Origin of the sequence: Paenibacillus silagei (assembly GCF_017874735.1) — a bacterium.
GTDB classification, from domain to species: Bacteria; Bacillota; Bacilli; order Paenibacillales; family Paenibacillaceae; genus Paenibacillus_AQ; species Paenibacillus_AQ silagei.
This window is the reverse complement of sequence record NZ_JAGGLV010000022.1, coordinates 42,553-54,797: the sequence shown is the minus strand read 5'-3', so window position 1 is coordinate 54,797 and position 12,245 is coordinate 42,553. Positions and strand designations below refer to the sequence as shown.

General features: G+C 54.4%; 8 protein-coding genes. 5 read left to right on the top strand and 3 right to left on the bottom strand.

Features of this window, described 5'->3' with window-relative positions; all coding sequences use genetic code 11:
• Nucleotides 1–72 precede the first annotated feature (72 nt).
• Together J2Z70_RS25525 and folE are read left to right on the top strand one after the other, a co-directional pair.
• A complete protein-coding gene (locus J2Z70_RS25525) occupies nt 73–318 on the top strand; it encodes a YneF family protein (RefSeq protein WP_036723780.1) in 246 nt (81 codons plus the stop codon).
• Nucleotides 319–378: 60 nt separating this feature from the next.
• Nucleotides 379–972, top strand: a complete 594-nt coding sequence (folE, locus tag J2Z70_RS25520) for a GTP cyclohydrolase I FolE (protein ID WP_036723782.1) — start codon at nt 379–381, stop codon at nt 970–972.
• Between the two features lie 720 nt (nt 973–1,692).
• On the opposite strand, the gene J2Z70_RS25515 is transcribed toward folE, so the two are convergent.
• Complete coding sequence (locus J2Z70_RS25515; RefSeq protein WP_209877849.1) at nt 1,693–2,880, bottom strand: Fe-Mn family superoxide dismutase; 1,188 nt, start codon at nt 2,878–2,880, stop codon at nt 1,693–1,695.
• Nucleotides 2,881–3,064: 184 nt separating this feature from the next.
• Entirely contained in the window at nt 3,065–4,063 is a 999-nt protein-coding gene (locus J2Z70_RS25510; protein ID WP_245368518.1) for an alpha/beta hydrolase, read from the bottom strand.
• A gap of 285 nt (nt 4,064–4,348) precedes the next feature.
• Between J2Z70_RS25510 and J2Z70_RS25505 the strand changes: the two genes are divergently transcribed.
• The 3 genes from J2Z70_RS25505 (at nt 4,349) to J2Z70_RS25495 (ending at nt 9,178) form a co-directional block, all read left to right on the top strand.
• On the top strand, nt 4,349–5,101 hold the full coding sequence (locus J2Z70_RS25505) for an IclR family transcriptional regulator (RefSeq protein ID WP_036723784.1): 753 nt from the start codon (nt 4,349–4,351) through the stop codon (nt 5,099–5,101).
• Nucleotides 5,102–5,293: 192 nt separating this feature from the next.
• Complete coding sequence (locus tag J2Z70_RS34040) at nt 5,294–7,486, top strand: response regulator transcription factor (protein ID WP_425355129.1); 2,193 nt, start codon at nt 5,294–5,296, stop codon at nt 7,484–7,486.
• A 672-nt stretch (nt 7,487–8,158) separates the two neighbouring features.
• Nucleotides 8,159–9,178 (top strand): ABC transporter substrate-binding protein, encoded by a 1,020-nt coding sequence (locus J2Z70_RS25495; RefSeq protein WP_245368513.1) that lies wholly within the window; start codon nt 8,159–8,161, stop codon nt 9,176–9,178.
• Between the two features lie 94 nt (nt 9,179–9,272).
• On the opposite strand, the gene acnA is transcribed toward J2Z70_RS25495, so the two are convergent.
• A complete protein-coding gene (gene acnA / locus J2Z70_RS25490; RefSeq protein ID WP_209877845.1) occupies nt 9,273–12,017 on the bottom strand; it encodes an aconitate hydratase AcnA in 2,745 nt (914 codons plus the stop codon).
• Nucleotides 12,018–12,245: the final 228 nt, after the last annotated feature.

The window sequence follows — 12,245 nt, the reverse complement described above, 5'->3', positions numbered from 1 at the left end:
GAAATGCTATGATAGATTCGCGTGCCTGAACAGGGTTATCGCCAGACAATAGAGTACAAAGGTGGATTACAGATGAATATTGCATTGCCTATTATTACGCTTGTGGTAGGTCTGATCGGCGGATTCTTCATCGGTGTATATTATCTGCGCAGACAGATGACAACGATGCAGAATGATCCTGAAATGCTGCAGAAGGTTGCCAAGCAAATGGGGTATAACCTGAACGGGAAGCAAATGCAGCGAGCCCAGCAGATGATGAAGAACGGCAATCCGCCGGGGCGTCCCGCTGCGGGCAAAGGACAGTCCCGCAAGAAGTAATAATGATGATCGTATGAAATAGATAAGAGTCAGCTGCAGGTGCGGAAGGGGGGAGTTTTCATGGGGGGCATCAAGGAGTACAAGAACGGGAAGGTTTCTGTAAACCGTGAGCAGATTGAGTATCATGTAGAGAAGATTCTGGAATTAATCGGTGAGGATACGAGCCGTGAAGGCCTGCTGGAAACACCGGCCAGAGTGACCCGGATGTATGAAGAGATCTTCGGCGGTTATTCCGTTGACCCGCGTGAAGCGCTGGGCGTCACCTTCGACGAGTCTCATGAAGAGCTGGTCATTGTGAAGGATATTGTCTACTATAGCCAATGCGAGCATCACATGGCTCCATTCTTCGGCAAGGTGCATATCGGTTATGTGCCCAGCGGCCGCATTGCCGGACTCAGCAAGCTGGCCCGGCTCGTGGAAGCGGTCAGCCGCCGGTTACAGGTGCAGGAGCGCATCACAGCCCAGATCGCCGACATCATGACCGAGGTGCTGAATCCGCACGGTGTCATGGTTGTAGTCGAAGGGGAGCATCTGTGCATGTGTGCCCGGGGTGTGAAGAAGCCGGGCAGCAAGACGGTTACGATGGCCACCCGCGGCACCTTCCGTGAGGACGCTGCGGCAAGGGCCGAATTCCTGGCCTTGATCAAGGAATAAAGCCGGAGCCGGGAAGGATAAGCTTGCCGGACCGGCCCTGCAAGCGCAAAAGCCCGCCTGCCACTTCAACAGTGGCGGCGGGCTTTTGCGCGCGAAGGTGCGTGGCTCAAATGTATGTGAAAAACAGCATACATTTGCTGGCACGCAGGCTTGTGGCCCGAATGTATGCGGAAAACAGCATACATTTGCTAGCGCGCAAGGCATGTGGCCCGAATGTATATGAAAAACAGCATACATTGTCTCGCAAGCAGGCACACGGACCGAATGTATGCGGAAAACAGCATACATTTGCTAGCGCGCAGGCAATGTGGCCCGAATGTATGCGGAAAACAGCATACATTGTGCTCGCAAGCAGGCGCACGGACCGAATGTATGTGAAAAACAGTATACATTGTGCTCGCTAGCAGGCATATGAACCAAATATATGTTAAAAACAGCATACATTGTGCTCGCGCGAAGGTGTGTGACCCAATACTCCACGGCTTCTAATAAATTTAGAGAAACTCTGCAAGAAGTGCAACAATGCTACTCCATACAAGCAGCCGGTGAGAGTGAACAATCTCAGAATTGGCCAGAGATACGCAGAGATACGCAGAGATGCGCAGAACGCCGCCATGAGAGGGAGAAGTTCATCAGAACGTATGCGAAAGACGAATACAATGTGCCGCGCTGAAGGTGCGCGGGCTTGTTGTATGCGGAAAACGAATACACCACAGAGCCTCAGAAAGGCTGCCAGACCAGCTTGCGGGCAGCCCCGTAGCGCTCGGCGACATAAGGCCAGTTCACGACTCTCCACCAGTCCTGGATGTAATCTGCGCGGTTGTTCTGATGCTTGAGGTAATAGGCATGCTCCCACACATCGAGCGCCAGCAGCGGAACGACATCCCATTGGGACAGATTCTGATGCTTCTCAGCCGTCAGAATCTCCAGTCTGCGGCTGCGCGGGCTCCAGACCAAAATAGCCCATCCGCCGCCCTCGACTTTACCCGCGGCCTCAGTGAACTGGGCCTTGAAGGCATCATAGCTTCCGAAGCTGCGTTCTATAGCGTCCAGCAGGGCGCCGGAGGGGCGGCCGCCTCCTTGCGGGGACATGACATTCCAGAAGATCGTATGCAGATAGTGTCCGGCCCCATTGAAGGCAAGCTCCCGCTCCCAATGCTTAACCAGATCATAGTCGCCACTCAGGCGCGCTTCCGCCAGCTTGTTCTCGGCCTTGTTCAGCCCGTCTACATAGCTCTGGTGATGCTTGTCGTGATGAATGATCATCGTCTTCTCGTCAATATACGGCTCCAGAGCATTATAGGCATAAGGCAGAGGGGGAAGCGTATGCCCGCCGATGGGAACCGAGCCTGCCTCGCGGGATTCCCATAACGGAACTGCGAAGCTTCCTGTTCCCTGGAGACTGTCTCCGCCTGCAGCAGGAGCGGGTGAAGGAGCGGGTTCACCCTGTTCCGGCGGATTCATCCGCAGCAACCCGGGTCCGTAGTCCGCAGGAGTCAGAGCGGCTAGTACAGCGAGGAAGTATTCGGACTCCCGGATGAAGTGCAGCAGCGTGGTTCCCGCCAGGGGGAAGGCATTGACGGCGGCGCTGGCCTCCTTCATGGCCTTCAGGTGCCGGATGAATTCGGCGGACTGGTCGCAGGCGGTGTGCAGCAGCAGCCCGGCTTCGGCAGATGGACTCCCCGGACCGCCTGCGTCCGGTGCCTGGGGACTAGCGAGCAGCTGCTGCGCCGTCTGTTCTGTAGCCAGGAAGACAATGGCCCAGTCCTCCAGCAGCTTTACATAAGGCTCCTCCAGGCGTGGGATGATCTGGATCAGGACCTCGGCATGCTCCTTCTCCTGGTTTTTCCAGAAGGCAATCTCCCCTAGAATCTGTACTGGCGGCGGTGCAACGAATACATATGGCATGACATGCAGTCCTCCCGTCCTAAAGTTTCATCGGTCCATTATATGCCGGAGAGGGACAGCTTATGAGACTGGCCTGTGAGGGGAATTGCGGCGGATTGGAGGTCCTGTACCCCGCACAGTAAAAAGGCATGCACAGAATGTATCACAGGATACATCTGCACATGCCGTAGGTAACGATAAGATGCTATTTGCTTGCGGTGGGGTTGCCTTGGCTCCCGCTGATCTGGGCCAGCTGCACATTCCCGAGAAAAGCGGATACCCGCCGCAGATACTCACGCGGGTGCTCGCGGAACAGCAGCTCATGATGGCTGTCCTCCACGATCCATGAATCCGAATACGGATTGCTCTGGTTCGCTGCCAGCTCCTCGGCAATCGGATAAGGTGCCTTATCGTCCTTGGTGCCGTGCATGAACAGTACCGGGAACGGATAATCCTCCGATTTGACCTTGGAGTAAGGAATCTGATTCAGTCCTGTGCCGTTCAGCACCGGGAAGAGCATCTCCATAATCTCCAGCGAAGGCTGGCGGGGAAGATTGATGTTCTGCTTGATGTTATGGTACAGGGTGTCCGGCTCCAGCAGGAAGGTGCTGTCCAGAATCATCGCGTCCACATCTTTGGTTACAAGTCCAGCCTGCAGGGCGGTGCCTGCGCCCATCGAGAAGCCCCAGACCACAATCTGGTCTGCCCCCTGCTCCTTGGCGAACTCAATGGCTCCGAGCAGCTGCTGGGATTCTTTTTTGCCGCCGGTTGCGATATCCCTGTCGGTCTTGGAGGCGAAGCCGTAGTCGAACATGACGACATTGAATCTCAGGCTGTGCGCGTAGTGGGCCAGATCATACATGGGAACCCAGCTCTCCTCGCGGTTCGCGCCATAGCCGTGACTGAAAACAATAGTTTTGGTGGCTCCTTTGGAAGGAATATACCATCCCTCCATCATCCGGCTGCCGTCCTTGGCAGGGAAGCTGATATCCTCGTAGGCGAGCCCCTTGGCCTGATAAGGATTGGAGTAGAGCGGGGCTACGGTAGGATTCGAGAGTACCCAGGCGATATAGGCATGCAGGGCGATGAAGCAGAATACAAAAAAGAAGAATACGGATAACAGCAGGGCCACAATGATGTGCTTGACGCGTATCATCCGAAGTGGAATTAGTGGTGACGAAGCGGGCTTACCCTCGTTAGGCATACGGGAGACCGGCGCGCCGGGATGACTAGTTGCCAGATTCATAAGGTCCCCTCCTGGAAAGTTTCAAGATTCAGAGCATGAATAGTTCATATATTTAATCGTAAATTTATGCCCTTACAAAGTCAATGGAAATGGTTCTTTTGTAATGTAACTGTAAACTGCGGACGGCTGATTATGGATACGGAATCTGCTGGACTTTATTTAGGCTTTTGCACTAAGATAGGGATATCTTAATAATTATGTAACCGGGTTTCAATAGGTGAAACATGTGAAGGGGAGATCGGGGTGGAAGACCGGAAGCTGACTGTACGCGCCGTAGAACGTGCGCTGGATATATTACTGTGCTTTACTCAGGATAATGATGATTACGACCTTAGTCTGACGGAGATCTCTGCGAAGATCGGCCTGCATAAAAGCACAGTGCACCGCCTGCTGACCACACTGGAGGAGAAGGGTTTCCTGCAGCGGGATGAGGGGACGGACAAATACCGCCTTGGCATCCGCATCTGGGAGCTGTCCACGCATCTCCCGACGCTGAACGAGCCAGCGGTGCTTCTGCTGCCCGCCATGGAGCGGCTGCGTGACCGCCTGGGAGAGACGGTCAGCCTGTATCTGCGCGACAATCTGGAGCGTGTGCGCATTCAGGCGGTGCAGAGCCGGCAGGCTATCCGCCGGGTAGCCCAGATCGGCGCAAGGCTGCCGCTCTCGGTAGGCGCATCAAGCAAGGTTCTGGCTGCTTACGCGCCGCCGGAAGTGCAGGTTCGGCTGCTGGCCGACCCCGCATGGCCGGACAGTGTAGACCGCAGCCAGTACCTGGAGCAGCTGAAGGAGATCACCCGCTGCGGCTATGCAACTAGCTTCGAGGAACGGGAGCCGGGAGCGGCAGCCGTGGCTGTGCCCATCGCCGGACGGGCCGGGGGCGTGGTAGCAGCGCTCTCGATGTCCGGCCCGGTCAGCCGTCTGTCGCGGGAGACCCTGGAGGAATATGCTGTCATTTTGGCTGAGGCTGCTGCTGAAATGGGCCTAATGATGGGCTGAGCTGAGGCCTCCGGCAGCAGATCTGTGCAGGGAAAAATTAGGAAATACAGGCTATTCAGCCTTCGGTATTCATTGTATATCTAGTTAAAATGAACTATCATTAGTAATGATTAGCTAAATTAAGAGTGAAGAAATAATAGGAATCTAGGGGCACGAGGTGATGGGATGAAAGTAGTTATACCCGATTCACTGATGGGAGAAATTCAAGAGCTCCAGGATACGTTCGGCTCTGTTACGGGCCAGGCGCTTGTGCTTACGGATCAGGCTGGGAATGTGGTTACCCGCCCGACGCTTTCCGGAATATTCTATCAGAAGATGTTTAAATCTTTACAGGTCATAGAGCGGCCCTTCGAGCCAGCATTGCTCAGAATGGGCCCCTTATCATATCCTGCCGTACTTGAGGAATGGGTCCCCGGACTGAAGTATGTGGTCAGTCCGCTGGTTCCTGACTATGGGCAGACGTACTATTTATGGTCCGGCTTATATATGGAAGAAGGTACCCGCGGGCTTGTACTGCAGGCGTTCGAGGCCAAGATGCGGAAACACCCCGACTATGAGATGTTGAAGGATGTACTGGCCGCCATGCCTGAGCTTAGCCGGGAAGGAATCGTCAGCATCAGGGGGAAATTGAGTGTGCTCGGGAATGTGCTCTCCAAATTGCTGGCCGGGTGCGCAGTGAAGCCGCTGGAACAGAGACGGGGCCTGGTGATTTCCCAGCTGTTGTCCAATCTGGAGAGTGAGTTCCTGAAGATAGAGGTTGTGCTGCAGCAGATGGCTGGTACGTTATCTGACGCAGAGCTGTATGCCTTTGCCCAAGAGGAGGAGGCCGGACAGTTCAAGGTCAAATATTCTGCCGGCAAAGAAGCAGGACTTCTCATGAATGCCGGGTTCCAGCAGGGAGACGGCTTCCTGGGACAGGCAGTTCTGGGCAGGGAGCCCCGGCACTGGCAGGACATTGCCCAAGATCCTAGATCGTTATTCTTCACTCAGCGCGCAATGACGCAGCCGGAATATTTGTCATGCTATCCGCTGAGAATTCACAGCGGGAAGAGGGCATTGCTGCTTGCTGTAGGCTTTGGGAAGAGCCGTCCAATCCAGGATTATGCCCAGTATGAGCAGAATGTTGCTGCGCTCCTGGGCTTATCCGGACGGGGAGAGCAGCTGGTGCAGCGCGAAGCCTTGCGCAGGGAAGCCACCCAGCGCTTGAAGGAGGCTGCCCGCCTGCTGCCGCAGGCCGTATCCACTCAGGAGCTGGGCACTGTGCTGCTGGATATGGTAATGGGCATGCCGTTCTTCCCGTCATCGGTGCTCATATTCTTCGAGGAGCAGCCGGGGGATACCCATTACGCCAAGGGGTGGAGGCCGGAGGAGATTGCGCCGTATGTCCAGGACCTCCAGTCCCGTTACTCCTCGCAGGCCTTTCTCTCTTCTGCGATCATCAACGGGGAGGCCGAGGGGCAGGTCTTGCTCGAATGTCCGCTGATTGCCGAGAAGGTATTCAAGGGCATTCTGTCTGTGGGCTTCAGACGCCGCAGCGAAGCCGAGGAGTGGCTGTCCTTAACCGGCTGTCTCGCCAGTCTGGCGAGTACTTCGATCCGTCTGATCGAGAAGGAAGCCAGACATATGAAGCAGGCAGGGGTCTTCACCGGGCAGACACTTCATTATCTCCGGCTCAGTAATCCCGAGCTGCACCGCCTGTCGGCAGAGGCTTCTGCCATGGCGTATGAGCTTGCCCGTTATACAGGACTGCCGGAGCGGGAGTCAGAGCAGATGAGAACGGCTGCTCTGCTGGCTCCGTTCAGGCTGGATTTCCTGCAGGGATACGGGTTCTACCCGGAGGAGCTTTCTTTGCTGAAGCAGGTGGACCAGTTTGCTTCGTTCTATTTTCAGATCAATAAGCCTTCGGTCTCTGTCACTGCCCAACTGCTCGCGCTGGTGCTTCATCATGCAGGCAAGGGTGCGGATAAGGAGCTGCTGGCGGACTCGGATCTGGAGTGGCTGGACCCCTCCCGCTTCAACCTGGATGATCATGTAGTCGGGGAGCTGTACAGTGAGCCGCGCACTACCTTCCAATCCTTCTTGCGCAGCCGCTCAGAAGCGATGTCCGCCAAAAGAGGCGTGTCGGCAGGGAAGCTGCTGAACAGTACGGCACTGAAGACGCCCAAGGAGGAATGGGGAATCTCGCCGCGCGAGGAGGAAGTGCTGGAGCTGATTATTCTGGGCAAGACGAACAAGGATATTGCCAGCGCCTTGTTTATCAGCGAGCATACCGTCAAGAATCATCTGAGCCGTATTTTTAATAAAATGGACGTAACAGACCGCTCACAGATCATAGCACTGGTCTACAAAAGAATATTTGATTCCGAGCGTATCGAGATGTCCTGAAAGCCCTCCTGGAGTCACGATTATTCATTTGCTTATGCCCATAACCTATCTTGCTACTTCTCGCTGAAACGAAGCCGTCCTTACTAAGGACGGTTTTTTTGGATATTACATTTTCATACTTTTATGTACCATATTTCGACAGAAAACCGAACGCAATTGGACTGGGAGTGCCGTGTAGGTCGTGTGTTTATCGCAGTGCCAGACGTATTTTCACAGAAAAACCGAATACAATGGGTGCCGCTGCGCGGAGGGAATGGCCCCATGCATCACAGGTAGTAACATTTTAAGAGGAATCCTGCAAAAAGTGCAACAATACTGCCCCAAAGAAGCGTTCTATGCTGAAATCCTGCAAGAAATGCAACAAATCCAGCGTTAACTTGCTCTAAACACCGAAATTTGTGCAAATAATGCAACAATGTATCACAGCCAGTAACATTTTTAGAGAAATCCTGCAAGATGTGCAACAATGCGGCTCCAAGCAAGTGGTCGGTGAGAGAGAAAGCCCGGAATTGGCAAGAGATAGGCGGAGCACCGCCCGGATGGAAGAAACACTTCAAAACGTATGCGAAACCGGCTACAAAAAAGTTCCCGGAGTGTTGTCAGCCTGTCTACTCTGTGATATATTACTAATGATAATGATTATCAATATCACATATACATAGGGGGATTATCTTGCGATACTCTAAACAAAGTCTTGTCCTGATTGTCTTTACTCTCGTCATGGCTGTCCTGCTGGCAGCCTGCGGTTCATCGGGTAATTCCGGCTCTGGCTCCGGGACGGCAGCGAATGCTCCTGCACCTGCAGCTTCTGAAGCACCCACTGCTGCTCCGGCTACTGATAAACCCTCCGCTGAAGCAGAGATGGTTACCTTCAAGGATAGCGCAGGTGAGGTTCAAGTGCCTAAGAATCCGCAGAGAATCGTGGATACTACAGCCTTTTATACAGGATATCTTCTGGCGCTGGGTGTGAAGCCGGTAGGAGTCATGCAAGGAGCCAAGGATAGTCCCTATCTTGCAGACATGCTTGAAGGTGCAGAAGGGCTTGGTGATGATGTCACCCCGGAGAATATCCTGTCCCTGGACCCTGACCTGATTATTGTGTATACCGGAACAGAAGGCATTGATAAGCTGAAGGAAATTGCGCCTGTGGTACAGATTCAATATGGCGCCAAGAATTATAAGGATCAGATGCTCGACTACGGCAAGCTGGTGAACAAGAATGATGAAGCTAAGGCCTGGATCGCCCAGTGGGAGGCCCGCATTGCTGAGCTGAAGCCGCAGGTACAGGCTGCTGTTGGCAATAAGACGGTATCTATCCTGAATCCATATGCCAAGGGGTTGTATGTCTTTGGGCATAACTATGGCCGGGGCGGTGAGATTCTGTATGGGGAGTTCGGGCTGAAGGCTCCCGCAGAAGCGCAGAAGGAGGCCATCGACAGCGGAACAGGCTGGGCCTCCATCTCTCTGGAGAAGCTGCCGGACTTTGCCGGAGACATTATCTTCACCTGCCCGTGGTCAGGGGATACTACAGACCCGAAGATTGTCTATGACAATCCGCTGTGGAAGGGGCTTCCTGCTGTCAAGGCAGGGAATGTATTCCAGTTGAATCCGGCTGCCGATACGTACAATGATCCGATCTCCCTGGAAAAGCAGCTGGATTTCATTGCGACCAGCCTGCTGTCGGTCAAATAGGGCCTACATGAATATGACAAAAAGCTGCGCCGGTATCAGACTGAAATCTGATACCGGCGCAGCTTGTATAATGATCTAGCCTTATGAAGCCGAATTATTCTACCGGCTGAGCCGCTTCCGAAGCTGTAGCATCTGCCAGCATCTGGCGGAGGACTGTCTGCAGAATACCGCCATTGCGGTAGTAGTCGATATCTACGGTACTATCGAGACGGGCAATGACCGGGAAGTCGAACTGGGTGCCGTCTTCACGGGTAGCAGTGACTGTCAGCTCCTGTCCGGGAAGGACATGGTTGTCAAGACCGGTAATGTCGAAGGTCTCGCGTCCGGTCAGCCCCATGCTGCTCCAGCCATAGCCTTCCTGGAACTGCAGCGGCAACACGCCCATGCCGACGAGATTGCTGCGGTGAATCCGCTCGAAGCTCTCAGCGATGACGGCTTTGACTCCGAGGAGGAGTGTCCCCTTAGCAGCCCAGTCGCGGGAGCTGCCTGTGCCGTATTCTTTACCGGCGATAACGATCAGGTTCTGTCCGGCCGACTGGTACAGCATGGAGGCGTCATAGATCGACATGACCTCATCGCTCGGGAGGAAGGTGGTTACGCCGCCTTCTGTTCCAGGAGCCACTGCGTTGCGGATACGGATGTTAGCGAAGGTACCGCGCATCATCACCTCATGATTCCCGCGGCGCGATCCGTAGGAGTTGAAGTCAGCGCGTTCCACGCCATGACCCCGCAGGTATTCCCCGGCTGGACCGGAAGTGGAGATATTCCCGGCTGGCGAGATATGGTCGGTAGTGACGGAATCGCCAAGCAGGGCAAGCACACGGGAGCTCTTGATGTCCTTAATGTCAGAGATACCGTCAGCCAGGTGCTCGAAGAATGGCGGATTCTGAATGTAGGTGGAGTTGTTATCCCATTCATACAGCTCGCCTTCCGGTACCGGAATGTTATTCCAGCGTTCATTGGCTGTGAATACATTCTCGTATTTGCTGCGGAACATTTCCGGACTGAGCGAGAGCCCTATGGCTTCGCGGATCTCGGCTGTAGTCGGCCAGATATCGGCCAGGAAGACAGGCTCACCCTGCGGGTCATAGCCCAGCGGCTCGGTCTTCAGGTCAATATTCACCGTGCCGGCCAGTGCGTAGGCGACAACCAGCGGCGGTGAAGCCAGATAGTTGGCTTTGACCTGGGCATGCACGCGGCCCTCGAAGTTACGGTTCCCGGATATTACGGCGGCAACCGTCATATCATGCTCTGTAATGGCTTCGCTGACTTCATCCGGCAGCGGACCGGAGTTGCCGATACAGGTAGCGCAGCCGTAGCCGGCCAGGTAGAAGCCGAGCGCTTCCAGCGGCTTCAGCAGATCTGCCTTCTGCAGGTATTCCGTAACGACCAGCGATCCGGGAGTCAGGCTGCTTTTGACATAGCCCGGTTTGGTCAGCCCGCGTTCTACAGCCTTCTTGGCAAGCAGTCCTGCGCCCAGCATTACGCTCGGGTTAGAGGTGTTCGTACAGCTCGTGATGGCTGCAATGACTACCGCTCCTGTAGAGAGCTTGCTAGTGCTTCCGTTCTTGTGCTGAATCTCAACTTCTTCGGCAATCTTCTCGTCGCTGAGGCCATAGCCGCCCTTGTCGACAGGTGTACGGATAATGCCTTCGAAATTCTCCTTCATATGGGTAAGCTCTACCCGGTCCTGCGGACGCTTAGGTCCGGCCAGGCTGGGAACCACAGAAGCCAGATCCAGCTCAATGACATCGCTGAATGTCGGGTCCGGTGTCTCTGCGGTGCGGAACATACCCTGCGCCTTATAATAATCCCCTACCAGCTCTACCAGCTCATCCGGGCGTCCAGTGCTGCGCAGATAGGCCAGTGTCTCCTCATCTACTGGGAAGAAGCCGACGGTTGCGCCGTATTCAGGAGCCATGTTGGCTACTGTCGCCCGGTCTGCCAGACTGATGTTCGCCAGACCCGGACCGTAGAATTCGACGAATTTGCCGACCACGCCTTTCTTGCGCAGCATTTGGGTAACGGTAAGGGCCAGATCGGTAGCTGTAGCGCCTTCCATCAGACTGCCGGTCAGCTTGAAGCCAACGACATCCGGGGTAACGAAATACAGCGGCTGTCCAAGCATTCCTGCTTCAGCCTCAATTCCGCCGACGCCCCAGCCTACTACGCCAAGGCCGTTAATCATTGTAGTATGGGAGTCCGTGCCGACCAGGGAATCCGGGTAGACAACCGTCTCTCCATCAATGGTCTTGGTGGCCGCAACAGAAGCCAGATACTCCAGGTTCACCTGATGCACAATTCCGGTTGCCGGAGGAACCGCACGGAAATTATTGAAGGCGGTCTGTGCCCAGCGCAGGAAGCGGTAGCGCTCCTCATTACGCTCAAATTCTACGTTCATATTATATTCAAGGGCATCGGCCGTTCCGAACGCATCCACCATAACGGAATGGTCAATGACAAGGTCAACCGGTACAAGCGGGTTGATCTTCTTCGGGTCTCCGCCCGCCTTCTTAACGGTATCGCGCATAGCGGCGAGATCCACAACTACAGGTACGCCGGTGAAATCCTGCAGGACAATCCGGGCAGGAATGAACGGAATTTCCTTATTGCGGTCAATGCCGCCGGACCAGTTGGCCAGCTGCTTGACATGTTCTTCAGTAATTGCCCGTCCGTCATATTGGCGGACAGCCGCTTCGAGTAAGACCTTAATGGAGAATGGCAGGGAGGAAATGTCGCCTGCACCTTGCTCCTCCAGAGCATTCAAATGATAGTAGCGATAAGTTTTGCCACCTGATTTCAGGTTCTTGGCCAATGAAAAATGGTCCTTGCTTGGCATATATGCGCCTCCTCGTTTCATCTGGTGAAACTACATTTCATAATTCCTATACTTTAAGTATAACGTTTACAATGGGGGGAGTAAAGTTTTTTTTGCTCCTTGATGTAAGGTATATTCAGGGTTTCCACGGATGCATAGAACCGCCGGCTCCCTGACTTCCTTGCAGTTAAATCGCTCCCGCTTCCGTATAGGTGCGAGCAATCCTTCATATACATAGGACAGCAGCCA